This window comes from Streptomyces zingiberis (assembly GCF_012034935.1).
Lineage (GTDB): Bacteria > Actinomycetota > Actinomycetes > Streptomycetales > Streptomycetaceae > Streptomyces > Streptomyces zingiberis.
The window spans coordinates 131,948-153,800 of sequence record NZ_JAATEN010000013.1 but is presented as its reverse complement, the minus strand read 5'-3'; the positions used below and the strand labels follow the sequence as shown (position 1 = coordinate 153,800).

23 protein-coding genes are annotated in these 21,853 nt (G+C 75.4%); 17 read left to right on the top strand and 6 right to left on the bottom strand.

All coding sequences use genetic code 11. From position 1 onward, the window contains the following. The first annotated feature begins 133 nt into the window (after positions 1 to 133). Positions 134 to 754 (top strand): HU family DNA-binding protein, encoded by a 621-nt coding sequence (locus HCK00_RS17735; protein ID WP_168102956.1) that lies wholly within the window; start codon positions 134 to 136, stop codon positions 752 to 754. 514 nt (positions 755 to 1,268) lie between these two features. Here the strand turns inward: HCK00_RS17735 and HCK00_RS17730 are convergent. Both HCK00_RS17730 and cofC read right to left on the bottom strand, forming a co-directional pair. Next, entirely contained in the window at positions 1,269 to 1,505 is a 237-nt protein-coding gene (locus HCK00_RS17730) for a hypothetical protein (protein ID WP_168102955.1), read from the bottom strand. A gap of 25 nt (positions 1,506 to 1,530) precedes the next feature. Next, complete coding sequence (gene cofC, locus HCK00_RS17725) at positions 1,531 to 2,166, bottom strand: 2-phospho-L-lactate guanylyltransferase (RefSeq protein WP_168102954.1); 636 nt, start codon at positions 2,164 to 2,166, stop codon at positions 1,531 to 1,533. Between the two features lie 167 nt (positions 2,167 to 2,333). On the opposite strand from cofC, the gene HCK00_RS17720 reads away from it, so the two are divergent. The 3 genes from HCK00_RS17720 to HCK00_RS17710 all read left to right on the top strand — a co-directional run bounded on the left by HCK00_RS17720 (position 2,334) and on the right by HCK00_RS17710 (position 5,568). Beyond that, entirely contained in the window at positions 2,334 to 3,107 is a 774-nt protein-coding gene (locus tag HCK00_RS17720) for a lysophospholipid acyltransferase family protein (protein WP_168102953.1), read from the top strand. Next, positions 3,104 to 4,105, top strand: coding sequence for an NAD(P)H-dependent glycerol-3-phosphate dehydrogenase (locus HCK00_RS17715; RefSeq protein WP_168102952.1), 1,002 nt, complete (start codon positions 3,104 to 3,106; stop codon positions 4,103 to 4,105). Before HCK00_RS17720 ends, HCK00_RS17715 begins: the two co-directional genes overlap by 4 nt. Positions 4,106 to 4,338: 233 nt before the next feature. After that, positions 4,339 to 5,568, top strand: coding sequence for a D-alanine--D-alanine ligase family protein (locus HCK00_RS17710; RefSeq protein ID WP_168102951.1), 1,230 nt, complete (start codon positions 4,339 to 4,341; stop codon positions 5,566 to 5,568). Between the two features lie 17 nt (positions 5,569 to 5,585). Here HCK00_RS17710 and HCK00_RS17705 read toward each other — a convergent pair whose 3' ends face one another. Further along, positions 5,586 to 6,155, bottom strand: coding sequence for a DUF3515 domain-containing protein (locus HCK00_RS17705; RefSeq protein WP_375781974.1), 570 nt, complete (start codon positions 6,153 to 6,155; stop codon positions 5,586 to 5,588). 51 nt (positions 6,156 to 6,206) lie between these two features. Continuing rightward, positions 6,207 to 6,440 carry an Lrp/AsnC family transcriptional regulator gene (locus tag HCK00_RS17700; RefSeq protein WP_168102950.1) on the bottom strand — a complete coding sequence of 78 codons (234 nt, stop codon included), beginning with the start codon at positions 6,438 to 6,440 and terminating at the stop codon, positions 6,207 to 6,209. A 236-nt stretch (positions 6,441 to 6,676) separates the two neighbouring features. Here HCK00_RS17700 and HCK00_RS17695 point away from each other — a divergent pair, with 236 nt between their 5' ends. After that, the gene (locus HCK00_RS17695) at positions 6,677 to 7,645 is read left to right on the top strand and encodes a thiamine-phosphate kinase (protein ID WP_168102949.1); all 969 of its coding nucleotides are present in this window, start codon (positions 6,677 to 6,679) and stop codon (positions 7,643 to 7,645) included. 48 nt (positions 7,646 to 7,693) lie between these two features. Then, on the top strand, positions 7,694 to 8,512 hold the full coding sequence (thiD, locus tag HCK00_RS17690) for a bifunctional hydroxymethylpyrimidine kinase/phosphomethylpyrimidine kinase (RefSeq protein WP_168102948.1): 819 nt from the start codon (positions 7,694 to 7,696) through the stop codon (positions 8,510 to 8,512). Positions 8,513 to 8,870: 358 nt separating this feature from the next. Here thiD and rpmB read toward each other — a convergent pair whose 3' ends face one another. Then, entirely contained in the window at positions 8,871 to 9,056 is a 186-nt protein-coding gene (rpmB, locus tag HCK00_RS17685) for a 50S ribosomal protein L28 (protein WP_168102947.1), read from the bottom strand. A 265-nt stretch (positions 9,057 to 9,321) separates the two neighbouring features. On the opposite strand from rpmB, the gene HCK00_RS17680 reads away from it, so the two are divergent. From HCK00_RS17680 to mutM, 9 genes are all read left to right on the top strand, one after another. Beyond that, positions 9,322 to 11,283, top strand: a complete 1,962-nt coding sequence (locus HCK00_RS17680) for a DAK2 domain-containing protein (RefSeq protein ID WP_168102978.1) — start codon at positions 9,322 to 9,324, stop codon at positions 11,281 to 11,283. A gap of 46 nt (positions 11,284 to 11,329) precedes the next feature. After that, complete coding sequence (gene recG / locus HCK00_RS17675) at positions 11,330 to 13,597, top strand: ATP-dependent DNA helicase RecG (RefSeq protein WP_206320494.1); 2,268 nt, start codon at positions 11,330 to 11,332, stop codon at positions 13,595 to 13,597. 407 nt (positions 13,598 to 14,004) lie between these two features. Further along, on the top strand, positions 14,005 to 14,649 hold the full coding sequence (gene rsmD / locus HCK00_RS17670; RefSeq protein ID WP_168102945.1) for a 16S rRNA (guanine(966)-N(2))-methyltransferase RsmD: 645 nt from the start codon (positions 14,005 to 14,007) through the stop codon (positions 14,647 to 14,649). Beyond that, positions 14,630 to 15,139, top strand: a complete 510-nt coding sequence (gene coaD / locus HCK00_RS17665) for a pantetheine-phosphate adenylyltransferase (RefSeq protein ID WP_168102944.1) — start codon at positions 14,630 to 14,632, stop codon at positions 15,137 to 15,139. Before rsmD ends, coaD begins: the two co-directional genes overlap by 20 nt. Before the next feature lie 103 nt (positions 15,140 to 15,242). After that, on the top strand, positions 15,243 to 16,433 hold the full coding sequence (locus HCK00_RS17660) for a cell division initiation protein (RefSeq protein ID WP_168102943.1): 1,191 nt from the start codon (positions 15,243 to 15,245) through the stop codon (positions 16,431 to 16,433). Between the two features lie 229 nt (positions 16,434 to 16,662). After that, on the top strand, positions 16,663 to 17,352 hold the full coding sequence (locus HCK00_RS17655) for a YceD family protein (RefSeq protein ID WP_240965653.1): 690 nt from the start codon (positions 16,663 to 16,665) through the stop codon (positions 17,350 to 17,352). A gap of 2 nt (positions 17,353 to 17,354) precedes the next feature. Continuing rightward, positions 17,355 to 17,528: a 50S ribosomal protein L32 gene (gene rpmF / locus HCK00_RS17650; protein WP_168102942.1), complete on the top strand. Its 174-nt coding sequence runs from the start codon at positions 17,355 to 17,357 to the stop codon at positions 17,526 to 17,528. Between the two features lie 19 nt (positions 17,529 to 17,547). After that, positions 17,548 to 18,468, top strand: coding sequence for a ribonuclease III (gene rnc, locus HCK00_RS17645; RefSeq protein WP_240965652.1), 921 nt, complete (start codon positions 17,548 to 17,550; stop codon positions 18,466 to 18,468). Positions 18,469 to 18,774: 306 nt separating this feature from the next. Next, the gene (mutM, locus tag HCK00_RS17640; RefSeq protein ID WP_168102941.1) at positions 18,775 to 19,683 is read left to right on the top strand and encodes a bifunctional DNA-formamidopyrimidine glycosylase/DNA-(apurinic or apyrimidinic site) lyase; all 909 of its coding nucleotides are present in this window, start codon (positions 18,775 to 18,777) and stop codon (positions 19,681 to 19,683) included. 45 nt (positions 19,684 to 19,728) lie between these two features. On the opposite strand, the gene HCK00_RS17635 is transcribed toward mutM, so the two are convergent. Beyond that, positions 19,729 to 20,532, bottom strand: coding sequence for a CAP domain-containing protein (locus tag HCK00_RS17635; protein WP_168102940.1), 804 nt, complete (start codon positions 20,530 to 20,532; stop codon positions 19,729 to 19,731). A 372-nt stretch (positions 20,533 to 20,904) separates the two neighbouring features. Here HCK00_RS17635 and HCK00_RS17630 point away from each other — a divergent pair, with 372 nt between their 5' ends. Beyond that, the gene (locus tag HCK00_RS17630) at positions 20,905 to 21,231 is read left to right on the top strand and encodes an acylphosphatase (RefSeq protein ID WP_168102939.1); all 327 of its coding nucleotides are present in this window, start codon (positions 20,905 to 20,907) and stop codon (positions 21,229 to 21,231) included. Between the two features lie 381 nt (positions 21,232 to 21,612). Beyond that, entirely contained in the window at positions 21,613 to 21,819 is a 207-nt protein-coding gene (locus HCK00_RS17625; RefSeq protein WP_168102938.1) for a hypothetical protein, read from the top strand. Positions 21,820 to 21,853: the final 34 nt, after the last annotated feature.

Sequence of the window (21,853 nt, the reverse complement as noted above, 5' to 3'; positions counted from 1 at the left end):
GATCGTGATTCATTGCGGCACAAGGGTGATTAGACCGTTTCGTCTTTGATTTGCGGTATATATCTGCCTAACGTGCGAAATCGCCCGAACTGCCTGGTTCGGGCTGGCTAGTTTTGTTTCCGAAGGGGAAGACGTGAACAAGGCGCAGCTCGTAGAAGCGATCGCGGACAAGCTCGGCGGCCGGCAGAACGCCGCCGAGGCCGTCGACGCGGTGCTGGACGCGATCGTCCGTGCGGTGGTCGCCGGGGACCGGGTCTCGGTCACCGGCTTCGGTTCCTTCGAGAAGGTCGACCGCCCGGCGCGGTACGCCCGTAACCCGCAGACCGGGGAGCGGGTCCGGGTGAAGAAGACCTCCGTGCCGCGCTTCCGCGCCGGCCAGGGGTTCAAGGACCTGGTCAGCGGCAGCAAGAAGCTCCCCAAGGGAGGCGAGGTGGCCGTGAAGAAGGCGCCGAAGGGCAGTCTCACGGGCGGGGCCACGACCCGCACCACCACCAAGGCCGCGGCGAAGAAGGCCGCCGCCAAGAAGAGCGCGGCCAAGCGGACGACCGCCACGGCCAAGAAGACGGCCGCCAAGAAGGCCACCCCCGCGAAGAAGACGGTGACCAAGAAGGCGGCGGCCAAGACCGGCGCCGCGAAGAAGACGACGGCGAAGAAGTCGGCACCGGCGAAGAAGACCACCGCCAAGAAGGCGCCGGCCCGCAAGGCCACCTCGCGCACCGCCGCCGCGAAGAAGACGGCCGCCCGCTCCAAGTGAGCGGCCTCCTCGGCCGGCCGGCACCGCCGGATCGACCGAGGGGCAGGGCGGCAGCCGTACCCCCCATCGCCGGGCCGGGCTCCTTGCGAGCCCGGCCCGCGGCATGTGCGGGACCCGGGCCGGCGCGGTGCGCCCCGGCTCGCCGCCGGACGGGGACCCCGCGGGACCGGTGGCGGAAGCGCCGCGACGCGGGACCGCTGCCCGGCGTGCGCCGGTTCGGCCGTCGCCTCCGGGGACGGCCTCCCGTAGGCCGGGATTCCGGGAGGCCGGGGGCGCAGGAGCCCGGGGCGCGGGAGCGGTGCCGGTGGCCGGAGCGGGGCGCGCCGAGGAGCGGCCGGGGGCGCGGCGGCGGCCGGTGTCCGGCGCGACGGCCCGGGGAGTAAGCGGACGGGCGCGGCCCCGGGGCGGACGCCGTGGCCGGTGCGCCGCCCGGTACCCGGGCGAACGGGCCGGGGCGAACCGGCCGGAGGGGGGCCGACGGGGGGCGGGCCGGGCGGCCGGAGGGTCCCAGGACTCAGAACGTCTGCAAGGTGACGAGGGAGACGCGCCGTCCGCCGCCGGGCCCGCCCCCGCCCTCCCCCTCCGCCGGCCCGGCCGCCGCGTATTCGATGCGGACCCGCTGGCCCGGGCGGAGCAGCCGCAGCCCGCCCGCGTCGAAGGCCGCCGCGTCGAACTCCACGGGCGTCCCGTCGTCGAGGAGCACGCTGCCGGAGCGGGTCTCGGGGTCATAGGTGTACGCGGTGGCCTGCATGGCCGCAGCGTAACGGCCGCCGGTGTCAGTCGGCGATGAGCAGCCGCCCGGTGAGGGCCGCCGTGCGGGGACCCACGCCCAGCCGGAGGGCGGCCCGCAGGTCCGCCCCGGTGTCCACGTCCTGCCGTACCGAGGCGACCGAGGGCGGGGTGAGCTCCACGGCGCCGGACCGGAGGTGGCGTTCCCGGGACGGACCGCCGAACGCCGGGCCGAGTTCCCGGCCCGGGGCCGCGGCCAGGAACGTCGTACCGGCGCCCGCCGCGTCCGCCAGAAAGGCGCGGGGGAAGGCGGCCGAAGCGGCCAGCACACGCGCCAGTTCCACCGGCCGCAGCGCCGGCAGATCCGCGTTGAGCGCCGCCACGGCGGCCCCCGGCCGTGCCCGGCGTACCGACCGGGCGCCGTGCTCCAGGGCGGCGTTCAGCCCCGCGCGGGGCGTGTCCGGCACCACCCGGGCGCCGAGGCCGGACAGCGCGGCGCCGGCCAGCGGGTCGTCCGTGACCACCGTCACCTCGCGCACCCCGGGGGTGGACACCGCCGCGGCCACCGTGTCCTGCGCGAACGCCAGAGCCAGTCCCGGCCGCAGCGCCGCGCCGGCGGCATCCGCCAGCCGGCTCTTGGCCACGGTCAGGGGCTTCACCGGCACCACCAGTGACCACTCCACGCCCGGTCCCTTCCTCGCGCGGTGTGCCGACCCCCGCATTCTCACCCGCGCCCGAACCTCTGCTCGACCCCGGGGTTACCGTGTCCTCGACAGAGCGGGACCCTGGGGCGACACTTGTGCGGCTGCCCACCCGCAGCGCAGTACGGTCCCACGAGGAGGGTGTCCGAGTGTCCCGCCGCAAAATCGGCTTCTGGTACCGCCTGGCCGCGGTCATCGCGAAACCGCCGCTCCTCCTCCTGTTCAAGCGGGAGTGGCGCGGGGCGGAGCACGTTCCGGCGGACGGCGGGTTCATCACCGCGATCAACCACAATTCCGCGCTCGACCCGATCTCGTACGCGCATTTCCAGTACAACACCGGCCGGGTGCCGCGATTCCTCGCCAAGGCTTCCCTCTTCCGGGTCCCGTTCGTCGGCAGCGTGCTGCGCGGCACCGGGCAGATCCCCGTCTACCGGGAATCGGCGGACGCCGCCAGCGCCTTCCGCGCCGCCGTCGACGCCGTCAACCGTGGTGAGTGCGTGGCCTTCTACCCCGAGGGCACGCTCACCCGCGATCCCGAGCAGTGGCCCATGCACGGCAAGACCGGGGTGGCCCGGGTCGCCCTGCTCACCAAGGCCCCGGTGATCCCGGTGGCGCAGTGGGGTGCCAACGAGGCGGTGCCGCCGTACGCCAGGACGAAGCGGGTCCGCCTCTTCCCCCGGAAGACGCTGCGGGTCACGGCCGGCCCGCCGGTGGACCTCTCCGCCTACTACGGGCAGGAACTCAACCCCCAGGTGCTGCGTGAGGCCACCGAGACCGTCATGCTCGCGATCACGGAACTCCTCGCCGAGGTGCGGGGCGAACCGGTGCCCGGGGAGCTCTACGATCACGGCAGGGCCCGCGCACAGCGGCACGGGCCGGGCGGAGGCAGCCCACACCGGCGAGGACAGGGAGATGGCGCGTGACGCGCTGCGCGGTCTACGGAACGGGATCATGGGGGACCGCTTTCGCGATGGTGCTCGGTGACGCCGGCTGCGAGGTGACCCTCTGGGGCCGCCGCCGGGAACCGGTCGACGCCGTCAACACCACCCGGAGCAACCCCGGGTACCTGCCCGGTGTGGAACTCCCGCCGACCGTGCGGGCCACCACCGACCCCGGCGAGGCCGCGCGCGGCGCCGACTTCACGGTGCTCGCCGTCCCGTCCCAGACCCTGCGCGCCAACCTCGGGGCCTGGGCGCCGCTGCTGCACCCGGGCACCGTGCTCGTCAGCCTGATGAAGGGCGTCGAGCTGGGCACCGCCAAGCGGATGAGCGAGGTCGCCCAGGAGGTCGCCGGGGTGCCGGCGGACCGGGTCGCCGTGCTCACCGGGCCCAACCTGGCCCCGGAGATCGCCGCCCGTCAGCCGGCCGCGGCCGTCGTGGCCTGCGCCGACGAGTCCGTCGCCCGGCGGCTCCAGTCCGCCTGCCACACCCCGTACTTCCGCCCCTACACCAACACCGACGTGGTCGGCTGCGAGCTGGGGGGCGCCGTGAAGAACGTCATCGCCCTCGCGGTGGGCATCGCCGACGGGATGGGGCTCGGTGACAACACCAAGGCCTCGCTGATGACCCGGGGCCTGGCCGAGACCGGCCGGCTGGGCGCCGCGATGGGCGCCGACGCGCACACCTTCGCCGGGCTGGCCGGGATGGGCGACCTCATCGCCACCTGCTCCTCGCCCCTCTCCCGCAACCACACCTTCGGCACCAACCTGGGCCGTGGCATGACGCTGGAACAGACCATCGCGGCGACCAAGCAGACCGCGGAGGGCGTCAAGTCCTGCGAGTCCGTGCTCGACCTGGGCCGGCGGCACGGCGTCGACATGCCGATCACGGAGACGGTGGTGGAGATCGTCCACGACGGCAAGCCGCCGATGGTCGCCCTCAAGGACCTGATGTCGCGGAGCGCCAAACCCGAGCGCCACTGACCTGCCGTCACCCGTCGTCCCCCGGCGGCCGCCGCGGGGACCGCCGTGCCGGGCGCCCCGGCGGGGCCGTCACGGTGCCGCCGCGGTGCCGTCGCCCACGAGGTTCCACGCGGCGTTCGCGGCGGCGATCCGCCCGCGCGGAGCCGTCCGGCGGAACCGGCGGATCCCGCCCACGCCGACCGGGTGCCCGTGGCTGACGCGGCGCCGGGTGCGCAGGGTAGTCTCAGGCCGATATGAGCAGCGAGTCCTCTCCCCAGAGCCCCAGCCGGAGCCACAGCCGGAGCCCCAGCGTGAACCCCAGCGTGAGCCCCGTCCCCGCCGGTGGCGGGGCCCGGAAGCCGCGCGTCGCCGTCGTGTTCGGCGGGCGCAGCTCCGAACACGCCATCTCCGTGGTCACCGCCGGCGCCGTGATGGCGGCCATCGACCGGAACGCCTACGAGGTGTTGCCCATCGGCATCACCACGGACGGCCGCTGGGCGCTGACGGCCGACGACCCCGCGCGCATGGCGATCGAGGGACGGACGCTGCCGAGCGTGGACCGGCTCGCCGAGTCCGCCGAGGGCGGGGTGCTGCTGCCGGTCGACCCGGCCGGCCGCGAGGTCGTCTACAGCGAGCCCGGGCAGGTGCCCAAGTCGCTGGGCGAGGTGGACGTCGTCTTCCCCGTGCTGCACGGGCCGTACGGCGAGGACGGCACCCTGCAAGGGCTGCTGGAGCTGTCCGGGGTGCCGTATGTGGGCTCCGGCGTGCTCGCCTCGGCGGTGGGCATGGACAAGGAGTACATGAAGCGGGTCTTCACCTCCTTCGGCCTGGCCGTCGGCCCGTACACGGTGATCCGGCCCCGCGAGTGGGAGCGGGACGGTGGCGACGGACCCGGCGCCGCCGCCCGCGCGAAGATCATCGAATTCGCCGCGGAGCACGGCTGGCCGGTCTTCGTGAAGCCCGCCCGCGCCGGCTCCTCCATGGGGATCAGCCGGGTCGGCGGCCCGGACGAGCTGGACGCGGCGCTCGCCGAGGCCCGCCGGCACGACCCCAAGGTGCTGGTCGAGGCGGCCCTCAGCGGCCGGGAGATCGAGTGCGGGGTGCTGGAGTTCGAGGACGGGCCGCGGGCGAGCGTCCCCGCCGAGATCCCGCCCGTCACCGCGCACGACTTCTACGACTTCGAGGCCAAGTACATCGACTCGGCCGCCGGGCTGGTGCCCGCGCCGCTGACGGAGGAGCAGACCGCCCGGGTGCGGGAGCTGGCCGTCCGCGCCTTCGACGCCGCGGCCTGTGAGGGCCTGGTGCGCGCGGACTTCTTCCTGCGGGAGGACGGCGAGTTCGTCATCAACGAGATCAACACCATGCCCGGCTTCACCCCCATCTCCATGTACCCGCGGATGTGGCAGGAGAGCGGCGTCAGCTATCCCGAGCTGGTGGACCTGCTGATCAAGGCCGCGCTGCGGCGGCCGACCGGGCTGCGCTGAACCGCCCCGCGGCGGGGTCAGAGCGTTTCGGGGATGGTCCGGCCGACGGCGTCCGCGAGGTCGGTGAGCGGGTTGACCTCGGGCGCGTACTCCGAGGGGACGGTCACCTCCACATACGTCTCGCGCAGCGTGGTGGTGAAGCGGTATCCGTCCGGCTGCCGCTCCGGGAGCCAGAGCACTCCGTTGACCTCTATGCCGTCGGCGGTGGGGTCGTAGTGCTCACTGTCCGGTACCAGGATCCCGGGGCGCGGCACCCCGCAGCGGAGCTGCACGGCCGGATCACCCCAGTCCGCGGCGTAGTCCGAGGCCGGCCCGGAGGAGCTGCGCCCCAGCCCGTCCACCCGCTCGGGGAGTTCCTGCTGCAACGCGCGGCAGAGCTTCGCGGCCTCGGGCCCGGGGGCCGGGACGGGGCGGGAGCCGCTCTGGCCGGAGCAGCCGGTGGCGCACAGCAGTACGGCGGCGGTGGCCGCCCCCGCCGACAGGGCCGACAGGCCGGACAGGCGGGAGAGCCGGGCCGGGCGGGAGGGAGCGGGCGGACGGGAAAGATCGCCGAGACGGGGCGGGCGGCGGTGCGGAACGGTGCTCACCGGGCCGACAATACCGGCGGCCCGCGGCCGGCCCGGCGGGTGCCCGGCCGCTCAGACGTGGACGACGGGGCAGGTCAGCGTGCGGGTGATGCCCTCGATCTGCTGAACCCTGGCCACCACCAGCCGTCCCAGCTCGTCGACGGTCTCGGACTCGGCGCGCACGATCACGTCGTACGGGCCGGTGACGTCCTCGGCCTTGATCACCCCGGGCAGTTCGGCGACGCGTTCGGCGACCGCGGAGGCCTTGCCGACCTCGGTCTGGATCAGGATGTACGCCTGTACCACGGAACCTCCAGGGCGGCTACGAGGATCATGGGGAAAGAAGGGACGCCACGGTACCGCGCCGCCGGGCGGCACGGGGAGACCCCGCACGGACCGCGGGGCGCCGGCGGTGCCCGCGGTGGCGCACCGTACGGGAAGCAGCCCGGGGACGGCCGCCGGCACCGCGGCCCGGCGGCGGGGCCCACCGGCGGGGGCCGTCGTGCCCGCCGGGCCGAGACAGCTGAGATAGGGGCACAGGGATGAAGGGCACCGTGGGGGAGCTGGGCGAGTTCGGCCTCATCAGAGAGCTGACCGCCCGGCTCACCACCACCCCGGCCGTGGCGCTGGGACCCGGCGACGACGCGGCGGTCGTCGCGGCACCGGACGGACGCGTCGTCGCCAGCACGGACGTCCTGCTGGAAGGGCGGCACTTCCGCCGTGACTGGTCCACCGCCTACGACGTCGGGCGGAAGGCCGCCGCGCAGAACATGGCGGACATCGCGGCGATGGGCGCGGTCCCGACGGCGCTGCTGCTCGGGCTGGTCGTCCCCGCCGAGCTGCCGGCCACCTGGCCCGCCGAGCTGATGGACGGGTTGCGCGACGAGTGCCAGGTCGCCGGGGCGGCCGTGGTCGGCGGAGACCTGGTCCGCGGGGACACGATCACCGTCTCGATCACCGCGCTCGGCGATCTCCGCGGTGCCGGTCCCGTCACCCGCTCCGGGGCCCGCCCCGGGGACGTGGTGGCCGTCACCGGCTGGCTGGGCTGGTCCGCCGCCGGGCACGCCGTGCTCTCCCGCGGTTTCCGCTCCCCCCGGGCGTTCGTGGAGGCGCACCGCCGGCCCGAGCCGCCGTACCACGCGGGGCCGGCGGCGGCCGCGCTCGGCGCCACCGCCATGACCGACGTCAGCGACGGGCTGATCGCCGACCTCGGGCACATCGCCGCGGCCAGCGGGGCCGGTGTCGATGTGCGCTCCGGTGCCGTGGACATCCCCTCCCAGATGGCCGACATCGGCCAGGCCGTGGGGGTCGACCCGCTGCACTGGGTGCTCAGCGGCGGGGAGGACCACGCGATCGTCGCCTGTTTCCCGGCAGGCACCAAGCTGCCCGCACGCTGGCGGGTGATCGGCGAGGTGCTGGGCCGTTCCGCGCTGCCACGGGTCACGGTGGACGGAGCGCCCTGGGGGACGGCCGGCTGGGACCACTTCGGCGGCGACGGGGAGCCCGGGTAACCCCGGGCACCGGCGGGGCGCCGGGCCGAACCGGGTAGATTCGCCGCCGTGGACACATCCCGGAACCCCGCCCCCGGTCAGGCCCCTCCGCTCGTGCTCACCGTCGCGGGCTCGGATTCGGGGGGCGGCGCGGGCATCCAGGCGGACCTCAAGACGATGCTCGCGCTCGGCACCCACGGCATGAGCGTGCTCACCGCCGTCACCGCCCAGAACTCCCGGGGCGTGCAGGGCGCGTGGGAGCTGCCCGGGGAGGCGGTCCGCGACCAGTTCCGCAGCGTCGTGGACGACATCGGGGTGCACGCGGTCAAGACCGGGATGCTCTCCTCGGCCGCGCTGGTGGAGACCGTCGCCGGCCTCCTCGCCGACTGCGGCGCGCCGGTCGTGGTGGACCCGGTGGGAGTCTCCAAGCACGGCGATCCGCTGCTGGCCCCGTCCGCGCTGGACGCCGTGCGGACCAAGCTGCTGCCCGTGGCGACCGTCGCCACCCCGAACCTGCCCGAGGTGGAACAGCTCACCGGGGTGCGCGTGGTGGACGAGGGCGGGCTGCGCGAGGCCGCGGCGGCGGTGCTCGCCCTCGGCCCGCGGTGGGCGCTGGTCAAGGGCGGCCATCTGCCGGGCGAGGCGGTGGACCTGCTCACCGACGGCCGCGCGGAGCACTGGCTGCGCGCTCCCCGCCACGACAACCGCCACACCCACGGCACCGGCTGCACCCTGGCCGCCGCCACAGCGGCGGAGCTGGCGAAGGGCGCGCGGGTGCCGGCCGCGGTCGCGGCGGCCAAGGAGTACGTCACCGGCGCGATCGCCGGCGGGTTCGCCCTCGGCTCGGGCATCGGGCCGGTGGACCACGCCTGGCGGCTGCGCGGCTGAGCCCGGGCGCGCGGGGCGGTGCCCGGCTCCGCGGCCGTTCCGGGCCGGGCGAACGAAGGTGCCGCGAAGGCCCCGGGCTCGCGGCGTCCGGAACGGCACCTCGCCGCGTCGTCCTCCGCGCCCGGCTCCGGTACCTGAGCCGGACGGGGGCGCCGGAGGAGCCGTGCGGTGAACCGTCCCGGTCACGGCACCGGTGGCATCAGGGCGGGTGGGCGGCGTCCCTGGCCGGCGCCGGGCCCGGCGGTGCGCGGTGCCGGGTGGTAACCGCCGCCACCTGCCGCGGGACATGCGAAGGCCGGCCCACCCGGAGGCGGACCGGCTTCGGCGACCGGGGAAGGGCCGCGCTACGACAGGGACGTCAGCGCGAGACCTTGCCGGCCTTGATGCACGAGGTGCAGACGTTGAGCCGCTTCGGCGTCCGACCGACCACGGCGCGCACCGTCTGGATGTTGGGGTTCCAACGACGGCGCGTGCGGCGGTGCGAGTGGGAGATGTTGTTGCCGAAGCTCGGCCCCTTGCCGCAGACGTCGCAGTTGGCAGCCACGGGTCACTCCAAAGACTTCAGATGCACGTACGGTGAATCCCCGGGCGCGCCGGGATCCGTCTTCGGCGACCGGCGCTGCCAGGGGGGAATGTCCCGACCCAGGTCGGGCAACCGGAGCAGCATACAACGGCCGCTCCCGTACAGCGAAACTACCACGGGAGTCCACGGCCCCCCTCCGGCCGGGGCCCGCTCCGCGGCTACGCTGCCGAGGGCCCGCCGCCCCGGCCCAAGGAGGACACCGGTGCCCCAGACCCCCGACGCCGCCATGGTGCGCGCCTGGTGCGGACTCGCCCTGGAGGCGCTGGGGAAGGCGCGGGAGGACATCGACGCCATCAACGTCTATCCGGTCGCCGACGGGGACACCGGCACCAATCTCTATTTCACCGTCGAGTCCGCGGCCCGTGCCGTCGAGGCGGTCTTCACCGCCCACGAGGCGGGGGACCAGGCCGGCCCGGAACGGGACGGGGCGGGCGGCGGGGACGGGAGCGACGGGGTGGGGGCCCCGGGCGGGCTGCCCTCGCCGGCCGAGGCGCTGCGGGCCATGACCCACGGCGCGCTGATCGGCGCGCGGGGGAACTCCGGCACCATCCTCGCCCAGATGCTCCGCGGACTGGCCGAGGTCCTCGCCGAGCCGGGGGACCCGGGTGCCCAAGGCACCCAGGACTCCCGGGGCGCGGAGGACGCGCGGCACACCGGGGACGTGCGAGAGGCCAAGGGCGCCGGGGGCCCGGAGCGCGGGGGCGCTCCCGGCGCCGGCCCCGTCCCGGGGGGAGCCGGGACGGCCGGGGCCCCCGCGCACGACGGGACGGCCGGGACGGCCGGGACGGCCGGGGCGGCCGAGGGAGCCGCCCCGGCGGGTGACGCCGGGCGGGACCCGTCCGGCGAGCGGCTGCGGCGGGCGCTGCGCTCGGCGGGCGACGCCGCGTACCGGGCCGTCGCCCACCCCGTCGAGGGCACGATGCTGACGGTGGCCGCCGCCGCCGCGGATGCCGCCGGCGCGGCGCCGGGCGGTCCCGCCGAGGTCGTGCGCGCGGCCTACGCGGGAGCGTGCGCGGCGCTGGAGGCGACCCCCGGGCAGCTCGACGTCCTCGGGCGCGCGGGGGTGGTCGACGCCGGGGGCTGCGGCCTGGTGGCGGTGGTCGGCGCCCTGCTGGAGGCGGTGACGGGCGAGGCCCCGCGCCCGCCCGGTGGATCCTCCCGGGAGCGTCCGGTCCGGTACCCGCCGGAGGCGGGAACGGCGGAGGAGCCCGCCGCCCCGGCCGGCGGCCGTCCCTGCGCGGCGGGGGAGGCCGGTGCCGGGGACGGCCCCGTCACCGCCCCCGCGGGCCCGGCCTTCGAGGTGATGTACCTGCTGGAGGCGGGCGACGCGGCCGTGGAGGCCCTCCGGCGGCGGCTGGACCCGCTCGGCGACTCGCTCGTCGTGGTCGGGGGGGACGGGCTGTGGAACGTCCACGTCCACGTGGACGACGCGGGAGCCGCCGTCGAGGCGGGCATCGAGGCAGGCCGGCCCCACCGGGTGCGGATCAGCCACCTCGGGGCCGGGCGGACGGAGCAGCCGCCGCGCGCGGCGCGGGCCGTGGTGGCGGTCCTCCCCGGGGACGGGCTGGCGGAGCTGTGCCGGGAGGCGGGCGCGGTGGTGGTCACCGTGCGCCCCGGGGAGCCGCCCGCCGCGGGTGAACTGGTGCAGGCCGTCTGGCGCGCGCACGCCCGTGAGGTGGTGCTGCTGCCCAACGACGCCGGGCTGCGTCACACCGCCGCCGCGGCGGCCGAGCAGGCCCGCGCGGAGGGGATCCGTGTCGCCGTCATCCCCGCCCGCTCCTGCGTCCAGGGGCTCGCGGCGCTCGCCGTCCACCAGCCCGAGCGCCGCTTCGACGAGGACGTGGTCGCGATGACCGCCGCCGCCGGCGCCACCCGCCACGCGCACCTCACCGTGGCCGAGCACCGCTCCTGGACGATGGCCGGCGTCTGCCGGGCCGGGGACGTGCTCGGGCTCATCGACGGCGAGGTCGCCGTGATCGGCGAGGACCTCGCCACGACGGCCGAGGCCCTGCTGGACCGGATGCTGGCGGCCGGCGGGGAACTCGTCACCCTCGTGCTCGGCGCGGACGCGCCGGAGACCCTGGCCGGCCGGCTGGAGGAACGGGTGCGCCGCGGCCACCTCGCGGTGGACACCGTCGTCTACCACGGCGGGCAGCCCTCCGTGCCGCTGATCATCGGCGTGGAGTGACCCCCGCCGCCGCGTCCGGCCGCGGCTGTCGCACCCATGGTGTGCAATGGACGGCGTGCCCGCCCTGGACGAACCCCTGAAGAAGACGGTCGGCGGCCCCACCGCCAAGGTGCTCGCCGACCATCTGGACCTGCGCACCGCCGGCGATCTGCTCCACCACTACCCGCGCCGCTACGCGGAGCGCGGTGAGCTGACCCGCCTCGCGGACCTCCCGCTCGACGAGCACGTCACCGTCGTCGCCCGCGTCGAGGACGCCCGCCTGCACACCTTCAACCAGGGCAGGGGCACGCGGCTGGAGGTCACCCTCACCGACGGCTCCGGCCGCCTCCAGCTGGTGTTCTTCGGCCGGGCCTCCCGCCACCACCAGCGGGAGCTGCTGCCGGGCCGGCGCGGCATGTTCTCCGGCAAGGTCGGCGTCTTCAACCACCGGCGGCAGCTCGCCCACCCGGCGTACCAGCTCATGGACGGTGAGGGGGACGCCGAGACGGCCCGCGCGTGGGCCGAGGAGATCATCCCGATCTACCCGGCCTGCGCGAAGATGGAGTCCTGGAAGATCTCCCAGGCCGTCTCCACCCTCCTGGACACCCTGGAGGCCACCGGCTGGGAGGGGGTCACCGACCCGCTGCCCGAGCGCCTGCGCGCCGGGCGGGACCTCGCGCCGCTCCCCGAGGCGTTCCGCCGGGTGCACCGGCCGGCGAACCGGGCCGATGTCGACCGCGCCCGGCAGCGGCTGAAGTGGGACGAGGCGTTCGTCCTCCAGACCGCGCTGGCCCGGCGGCGGCACGCGGAGACCCGGCTGCCCGCCGTGGCGCGGGTGCCCCGGCCGGACGGCCTGCTGGCCGCCTTCGACGCCCGTCTGCCGTTCACCCTCACCGACGGCCAGCTCCGGGTCTCCGCCGAGATCCTCGGCGACCTGGCCACCGAGCACCCCATGCACCGGCTGCTCCAGGGCGAGGTGGGCTCCGGCAAGACGCTGGTGGCGCTGCGGGCCATGCTCGCCGTGGTCGACGCGGGCGGGCAGGCCGCGCTGCTCGCGCCCACGGAGGTACTGGCGCAGCAGCACCACCGCTCCATCACCGAGATGCTGGGGGACCTGGCCGAAGGGGGCCGGCTCGGCGCGGCCGAGCACGCCACGCGGGTGGTGCTCCTCACCGGCTCGATGGGCGCGGCGGCGCGCCGCTCCGCGCTGCTGGACCTCGCGACGGGGGAGGCCGGTGTCGTCGTGGGCACCCACGCCCTGATCGAGGACAAGGTGGGCTTCCACGACCTCGGCCTGGTCGTCGTGGACGAGCAGCACCGGTTCGGCGTCGAGCAGCGCGACGCCCTGCGCGCCAAGGGGAAACAACCGCCCCACCTGCTCGTCATGACCGCCACCCCGATCCCCCGCACGGTGGCCATGACCGTCTTCGGCGACCTGGAGACCTCCGTCCTGGACCAGCTCCCCGCCGGGCGGTCACCGATCGCCAGCCATGTCGTCCCGGCGGGCGACAAGCCGCACTTCCTCGCCCGTGCCTGGGAGCGGATCCGGGAGGAGGCCGAGGCCGGCCACCAGGCCTATGTGGTCTGCCCCCGGATCGGGGACGAGGCGGAGGAACCCGCCGGGAAGGGTGCCCGGGCGGCGGCGGGTGAGGAGCCCGGCGGTGACGGCGGTGACGGCGGCCACGACGGTGACGACGGCGCCGGAGCCGGTGCGGACCGCCGTCCTCCGCTGGCCGTCGTCGAGGTCGCCGAGCGGCTGGCGTCCGGGCCGCTGGCCGGGCTCCGGGTGGAGGTGCTGCACGGCCGGCTGCACCCCGACGAGAAGGACGAGGTGATGCGCCGCTTCGCCGCGGGCGAGGTGGACGTCCTGGTGGCGACCACGGTCATCGAGGTGGGCGTCAACGTCCCCAACGCCACCGTGATGGTGATCATGGACGCCGACCGCTTCGGCGTCTCCCAGCTCCACCAGCTCCGCGGCCGGGTGGGCCGGGGCAGCGCGCCCGGGCTGTGCCTGCTGGTCACCGAGATGCCCGAGGGGAGCCCGGCCAGGGCCCGGCTGGGATCGGTCGCCGCCACCCTGGACGGCTTCGAGCTCTCCCGGATCGACCTGGAGCAGCGCCGGGAGGGGGACGTGCTCGGCCAGGCCCAGTCCGGCGTCCGCTCCAGCCTCCGGATGCTGGCCGTCATCGAGGACGAGGAGGTCATCGCGGAGGCGCGGGACGAGGCCTCCGCGCTGGTCGCGGCCGACCCGGAGCTGGAGCACCACCCGGAGCTGCGCACGGCCCTGGACGCCCTGCTGGACGCCGAGCGCGAGCGCTACCTGGACAAGGGCTGAGACCGGGCGGGGGCCCGGGCCGTCCGGGAGGAGGGACGGCGCCCCCCTGGGTGCCGGGCCACGAGGAGGATCCCGCCCGCCGCTTCCACGCGCGCGAGAGCATCGCCCGGACAGCGGTCCGCTCCGGCCGCACGCCCGGCTCCGTCCGCGCCGAGCTGGGGCACGACCCCCGCCGCTCCGGCCCCCGCCCGAGGGCTGTCTCTCCTGGTCCCGCCGCGCCGCGCCACGCCGCGCCACGCCTCTCCGGCTCCGGCCGGGTCCGGCGTGCCGGGGGAGGGCGGGGCCGCCGGGGCGGCGGAGCCACCGCGCGGCCGGCTCTCCCCGGTGGCTATCGTGGGGCGGGACCGTGCTCCCGGGCGGTGGCCGGGGGCGGTCACCGCCCCGCTCCACCGCGAAGGGCCCAGCTCATGATCCGCGTGATCGCCGGTTCCGCCGGCGGCCGCCGCCTGGCCGTACCGCCCGGCGGCGGCACCCGTCCCACCTCCGACCGGGCGCGTGAGGGACTCTTCTCCACCTGGCAGTCGCTGCTCGGCGGGCCCGGCTCGCTGGACGGGCTGCGCGTGCTCGACCTGTACTCCGGTTCCGGAGCCGTGGGGCTGGAGGCGCTCTCCCGCGGGGCCGGGCACGTCCTGCTGGTGGAGTCCGACGCCCGCGCCGCCCGCACCATCCGGGCGAACGTCGCCACCCTCGGCCTGCCCGGCGCCCAGGTGCGGGTGGCGCGGGCCGAGCAGGTGCCCGCCGGCCCGCCGCCCGGCGACCCCTCCGACCCTTACGACATCGTTTTCCTGGACCCGCCCTACGCCGTTACCGACGCGTCGCTCCGCGAGATCCTGATCACACTCCTCGATCACGGCTGGCTGGCCGGGGAGGCCCTGGTCACCGTGGAACGTCCCACGCGGGGCGGGACCTTCGACTGGCCCCCGGGGTTCGAACCGCTCCGGGCCCGCCGGTACGGCGAGGGCACCTTTTGGTACGGTCGCGCCGCCTCGACCCGCGCCCCGGCGGGCGGTCACGCCGAACCGGGGGCTGGTCATGACCGCACCGGAGAGTGAGGGACCTGTGTTGCGCCGTGCCGTCTGTCCGGGATCCTTCGACCCCGTCACCAACGGGCACCTCGACATCATCGAGCGCGCGTCGCGACTGTACGACGTGGTGCATGTCGCCGTGATGATCAACAAATCGAAGAAGGGCGTCTTCACCATCGACGAGCGGCTGGACCTGCTCCGCCGCACCACCGCCGAGTACGGCAACGTCGAGATCGAGAGCTTCCACGGCCTGCTGGTCGACTTCTGCAAGGAGCGGGAGATCCCCGCGATCGTCAAGGGGCTGCGGGCCGTCAGCGACTTCGACTACGAACTCCAGATGGCGCAGATGAACCACGGGCTCTCGGGCGTCGAGACACTCTTCGTGCCCACCAACCCCACCTACAGCTTCCTCTCCTCCAGCCTGGTCAAGGAGGTCGCGACCTGGGGCGGCGACGTCTCCCACCTGGTCCCGCCGGAGGTGCTGACGGCGCTCACCGAACGGCTCGGCCGGCGCTGACGGGCCGTCGGCCTGCGCCGCTGTCGGCGTGTCACCGTCGGGCGTAGAGTCGTCCCGTTCCGCCCCGACCGCCCGGTCCCGCCCAGGAAGTGCGAGCATCCCCGTGGACGTGCAGAAGAAGCTCGACGAGGTCGTCGGCGCCGTCAGGAGCGCCCGCTCCATGCCCATGTCGGCGTCCTGCGTGGTGAACCGCGCCGATCTGCTCGACCTGCTGGAGGAGATCCGCGACGCGCTGCCCGGTTCGCTGGCCCAGGCCGAGGAGGTGCTGGGCGGCCGGGAGCAGGTGGTCGAGGAGGCCCGCCGGGAGGCGGAGCGCATCGTCGCCTCCGCGCACGCCGAACGGAACGGGCTGGTGTCGGCCACCGACGTCGTCCGTCAGGCGCAGGCCGAGGCCGACCGCATCCTCGGGGAGGCCCGCCGGGAGGCCGAGGAGATCCGGGCCGAGGCCGACGACTACGTCGACAGCAAGCTCGCCAACTTCGAGGTCGTCCTCACCAAGACCCTCGGCTCCGTGGACCGGGGTCGCGAGAAGCTGCTAGGCCGCGGCCCCGGGCTGGACGAACAGGGCTACGCGGACGAGGAGGCCCCCGAGCCCACCGCCGACCCGGAGACGCTGCGGGAGCGCGCGGACGCCTATGTGGACGCCAAGTTCGGCGCCTTCGAGGCGGTGCTCTCCAAGACCCTGGACGCGGTCGGCCGCGGGCGGCAGAAGCTGCACGGCCGGCGCGCCATCGATGACCTGGGCAGCCACCTCGCCGCCCAGGAGGGCGTCGACCACCTGCGGACCAGCGACGCCGACTACCTCGCGGGCCTCGCCGGCCGGCCGGGCGAGCGGACCGCCCCGGGCGCTCCCGCGGAGCCCGCCGCGCCCACCGGGCAGCCGGGCCAGGCGGGCCAGCCGGGCCAGGTGGTCCCGGCCGGTCAGGACCACTCCGGCGCGGGCCGGCAGGGATACCAGGACCCGTACGCCCCGGCCGCCGCCGCGTATCCCCAGGAGCCCTACGGCTACCAGGACGCCTACCAGGGCGGCTACCAGGACGGGCAGCAGCTCCCCGCCCCCGGTTACGGCTACCAGGACCCCTACGGGCAGCCCCAGCAGGGCTACGGCCAGGGCCACGGCGGGCAGGAGTGGGGGCACCAGCAGGGCGGCCAGGACTACGCGGCCGCGCAGTACGGACAGCAGCCCGCACCGGGGAGCCCGGCGCCGGACCCCACCGCTCTGGACGAGACCAGCCTCTTCGACACCAGCGTCATCGACCTCGACCGGCTGCGCGCGTACGAGCAGGGCCGCTGACCCCCGGCGCGCCCCGCGCGGCACCGGCCGCGGCCGGTCCGGCACCACCCCGCCCGGCGCCGATTGGGTCTGCGGCGGACCGTCCAGTATCCTGACTGTTCGGTCGTGTACATCCGCGATCGCGGCTGCCCGCGCACTCCGTGCACTTGTGCACCCGTGCACCTGTGCATTCCGTGCACACCGTGCACGACGTGTACCTGTGCACACCCGCACGGTCCGTGTACCCGTACTGCCCGTACGGCACGGCGCGCCGGGCCGCCCGTACCGCCACCGTGGAAAGCAGGAAGCCCTGAACGCCCGCCCCGACCACCGCAACCCGCTCGTGTTCGACACGCACGAGCTGGGCCGCCGTCCCGGCGCGATGCAGCGGCTCTCCCGTTCCGTGGACGCCCCGGCGGACCTCGGTATCGAGGTCATCGGGGTGCCCGCCGGGGCGACGGTGGAGCTGGACCTCCGGCTGGAGTCGGTCATGGAGGGGGTACTGGTCACCGGTACCGCCCGTGCGCCGCTCACCGGGGAGTGCGTAAGGTGTCTGGAGCCGGTCGAGCGGACGCTCGAAACCGACTTCCAGGAGATGTTCTCCTACCCCGACGCCGACAGCCGGGCCCGCCCCGTGGCGGATCCGGAGGACGACGCCGAGGAGGAGACCTTCTCCGTCGAGGACGGCCTGATCGACCTCGAACCCGTGCTGCGGGACGCGGTGGTGCTGGCACTGCCGCTGCAGCCGGTGTGCCGGGAGGACTGCCCGGGCCTGTGCACCCAGTGCGGGGCACGGCTCGCGGACGAACCGGACCACCACCACGACGCCGTCGACGACCGTTGGGCGGCACTGCAGGGACTCGCCGACTCATTCCGGGTCGGCGGGAGGAACGACGTGAACGGCGCCGGAGCGGGCGCCGACGAGAAGCAGGAGAAGTAGCCGTGGCTGTTCCGAAGCGGAAGATGTCGCGCAGCAACACGCGCCACCGCCGGTCGCAGTGGAAGGCTGCGGTCCCCACCCTGGTGTCGTGCGAGCGCTGCCATGAGCCCAAGCTGCAGCACATCGCGTGCCCCCACTGCGGGACCTACAACCGCCGCCAGGTCCTCGAGGTCTGATCGGCGGGTGACAGGCTCTATGTCGGACGCCGGCACATCCTCCCGCAAGCGCGGGAGCGAATCGGCCCAGGCGGACACGGCCTCGTCGCACGCGGTACTGGAAGGGCGGCTCGGCTACCGGATCGAGTCCGCCCTTCTGGTGCGTGCGCTGACGCACCGCTCGTTCGCCTACGAGAACGGCGGGCTGCCCACCAACGAGCGGCTGGAGTTCCTCGGGGACTCCGTGCTCGGCCTGGTGGTCACGGACACCCTCTACCGCATCCACCCCGACCTGCCCGAGGGGCAGCTGGCCAAGTTGCGGGCCGCGGTGGTCAACTCGCGCGCGCTCGCGGAGGTCGGCCGCGGACTGGAACTCGGCTCCTTCATCCGGCTCGGCCGGGGCGAGGAGGGCACCGGGGGACGGGACAAGGCGTCGATCCTCGCCGACACCCTCGAAGCGGTGATCGGCGCGGTCTACCTCGACCAGGGGCTGGACGCCGCCGCGGAACTGGTGCACCGCCTCTTCGACCCGCTGATCGAGAAGTCCTCGAACCTCGGCGCCGGACTGGACTGGAAGACCAGCCTCCAGGAACTCACCGCCACCGAAGGGCTGGGCGTTCCCGAGTACCTGGTCAGCGAGACCGGGCCCGATCACGAGAAGACCTTCACGGCTGCCGCCCGCGTCGGTGGTGTCGCGTACGGCACCGGCACCGGCCGCAGCAAGAAGGAAGCCGAGCAGCAGGCGGCCGAGGCGGCCTGGCGCGCGATCAGCGAGGCGGCGGAGGCCGCCGAGACCGCCGCCGCGGCGACGGCCGCCGAGGTCGCCACCGCGCGGGCCTCGGCCGGGGCGGACGGCGGTGCCGTCAGCGACGCCCGCGCCGGCGGCTCCGCCGGTGACGGCACCGTGGACGGCCCCGTGGGCGGTTCCGCCGGTGAGGGGGCCGGCACCGCCGCTCGCTGAGCGGAACCGGTACGCCGGGGCCGATCGCCCGGGCGTACCGGTGCCCGCCGGCTCCCGCGACGGCGCGGAAGGGCGCGGAGCGGTGGATGCCGCCCGCTCCATGCCGACGCCCGCGCCGGCGACCCGCCGCCGCGTACACGGCGGCGGGTGCTCGGCGCCGAGACCGCAAGCCCCGCCTCCCCGCGTCCTTGCCGGGCTGCGCCCGCCTCGGCCCGGCCACGCGAACCACGACCCACGACCACCCGGCCGGGCCCGGCCCGTGCCCGTACGGCCCGCGGCCCCGTCCGGCCCGGGGGAGGAGAGACCGTGCCCGAGCTGCCCGAGGTGGAGGTGGTCCGGCGCGGTCTGGAGCGCTGGATCAGTGGCCGCGCCATCGCCTCGGCCGAGGTGCGCCACCCCCGGGCGGTCCGCCGCCACGCCCCCGGCCCCGCGGATTTCGCGGCCCGGCTGGAAGGCCGGCGGTTCGGCACCGCGCGGCGCCGCGGCAAGTATCTGTGGCTCCCCCTCGGACCGGTCCCGGCCGAGGACCCCGGTAACCCCGGTGACCCCGCCACCGGCGTCTCCCTCCTCGCCCATCTGGGCATGAGCGGCCAGATGCTGGTCAAGCCGGCCTGGTCGGCGGACGAGCGGCATCTGCGGGTCCGCTTCGCCTTCGCCGACGAACTCGGCACCGAACTGCGCTTCGTCGACCAGCGGACCTTCGGCGGTCTCTCGCTGCACCCTTGGGTGCCCGGCGACCCGCACGGGCTGCCGGACGCCATCGCCCACATCGCCCGTGACCCCCTCGACCCGGCGTTCGACGAAGTGGCCTTCCACGCGGCGCTCCGGCGCCGCCGGACGACGGTCAAACGCGCCCTGCTCGACCAGAGCCTGATCAGCGGGGTCGGCAATATCTACGCCGACGAGGCGCTGTGGCGGGCGCGGCTCCACTACGACCGGCCCACGGCGGGCCTCACCCGCCACCGGAGCACCGAACTCCTCGGCCACGTCCGGGACGTGATGCACGCCGCCCTGGACGCGGGTGGCACCAGCTTCGACAGCCTCTACGTCAACGTGAACGGCGAGTCCGGTTACTTCGACCGCTCCCTCGACGCCTACGGCCGCGAGGACCGCCCCTGCCGCCGCTGTTCCACCCCGATGCGCCGCCGCCCCTGGATGAACCGCTCCAGCTACTACTGCCCCCGCTGCCAGCGTCCGCCCCGCACCACCGGCTGAGCGGCCGTGGCCCGGGCCCGCGGAAGCCGGTGCCCGGCGGGCGGGTCAGTAGCCGAAATCCTGGGTCCACCACGGGCCGCCGTCCGCGAAATGGGCGCCGACCCCGAGGGTGCGGTAGGAGCAGTTGAGGATGTTCGCCCGGTGTTCCGGGGCCGCCATCCAGGCCTCCATCACCGCTTCCGCGGTGGTCTGCCCGCGGGCGATGTTCTCGCCGCCGAGCTCCTCGATGCCCAGCCGGGCGGCGCGGTCCCAGGGGGTCGCCCCGTCGGGGTCGGTGTGGGTGAAGAAGCCGCGCTCGGCCATGTCGGCGCTGAACGCCCGGGCCAGCTCGGTCAGGCGGGGATCCAGGGCGACGGGGGAACAGCCCGCGCGCCGCCGCTCACGGTTGACCAGCACCCTCACCCGGGCCTCGGCGGCCCGCCGCGTCTCCTCCGCCGCGTCCTCGGCACGGCGGGTCTCCGGCTCCGCCGCCGGGCCGGGGGCGGAGGGCCGGCCGTCGCCGGAGCGGGGCGCGGTGGACGCGGTCCCGGAGGCGCGGGGCGTGGGGGCGGGGGAGGGGTTCTCACCCTCTCGGCCCGCCGGAGGACCGCCCGGCCGGGCGGAGGCGCCCTCCCCCTCCTCCGCCGGGGTGCGGCCGGGCCCGTTCCGCCCCTCGGTGGGCTCCGGGCGCGTGCCGTTCGGCGGCCGGGTTTCCTGGTCCGCGGATCCGTCCGCTCCGGGCCCGCCGCCCGTCCCGGGGGCAGCGGGAGCCCCGGGTGTGCCGGGAGTGGCATCCACGAGGTAGCTCCCACCGCCCGGCAGCACCCCTGAGGCCACGACCGCCACGCCGACCGCGACGGCGGCGGCCATACCCAGCAGCCCCCTCCGCACCGGCGCCGGGCGCCGCCCTCCCGATACGGACGGCCCGGCCCGCTCGTACCGCCCGGACGCGCCCTCGGCGGGAACCGGCACGGCCCCGGCCGGCGGGACTCGCCCGGACGGCGGGGACGGCGGGGACGGCGGGGACGGCGGGGAGGACTCCGGTGGGGAGGGCGCCGGTGACGGGGCTGCCGGAGCGGCCGGCCGCGGGTCGTCGCGTCGGTGGCGGCCCATGCCCTGGCTCCCCCGCTCGTCGCTCCACCGTCTCACCCGAACGGGTGGACTTTCGTTGACGCGGGACTGTACGCCATCACGGACGGCCTCGGTGTGCCTTCAGGTCGCCGCACGGGATAGCGTGCCGCCATGCAGGAAGCCACGCAGGGAACCCGCCGCGCCGAGCGGACCGCGGAGCCGGGGGACGTCCGCCTCACCGCCTGGGTCCGCGGCCGGGTCCAGGGCGTCGGCTTCCGCTGGTTCACCCGGGCCCGCGCGCTGGAGATCGGCGGCCTCGCCGGCTTCGCCTCCAACCTCGGCGACGGCCGGGTCCAGGTCGTCGCCGAAGGCCCCCGGGACCGCTGCGAGGGGCTGCTCGACTGGCTGCGTACGGGGGACACGCCGGGCCGGGTCGAGGGCGTCACCGAGATATGGGACACACCCCGCGGCGGCTACCGTGACTTCGTGATCCGCTGAGCCCCGGCGGGCCGGACGCCCCACGGCACCCGCGCCGGACGGTGCCCCACCGCCGCAAACCTCCCCGGAAGGCCGCGGTGACCTGGTGGTTGCCAAGAGCGCGACACCATGCAAGGCTGCCGCCATAAGGATGATCTCCGCCCCCCGGCCGGCCCTCCGGTGAGCAGCGGCGCCGCACGTCAACGCGGTGCGCCCCCGGAACGCCCGCCGATGCGGGGTGTGATCGTGTTGACCGTCAAACCATTTGGTGAGACGCTGGAATTCCCCCCGCACCCGACCTGTTCAGCACCGGGAATGACGGTGGTGGCAGGCGTCGCGGGTGCGATCAGCTCACGACCCACACCGCATCGGTCGGTCACTCAGTGTGGAGGACCATCCATCATGGCAAAGGCGCTTCTCGGTTACGTCGGTGGCTCCGACCCGCGAATCATCGCCGAGATGCGACGGCTTCAGCAGCGCGTGCAGGACCTGGAATCCGAGCTCGTACGGATGCAGGCCGAGAACGACGCGCTGTCCGCCGCCGCTCACCACGGTGACTCGCTGCTCGACGGCTTCGACGTCTCCAAGGCGGAGCCCGCGCTCACCTGACGCGGGATTCCCGGCCGGTTCGTGGCCGGCCACC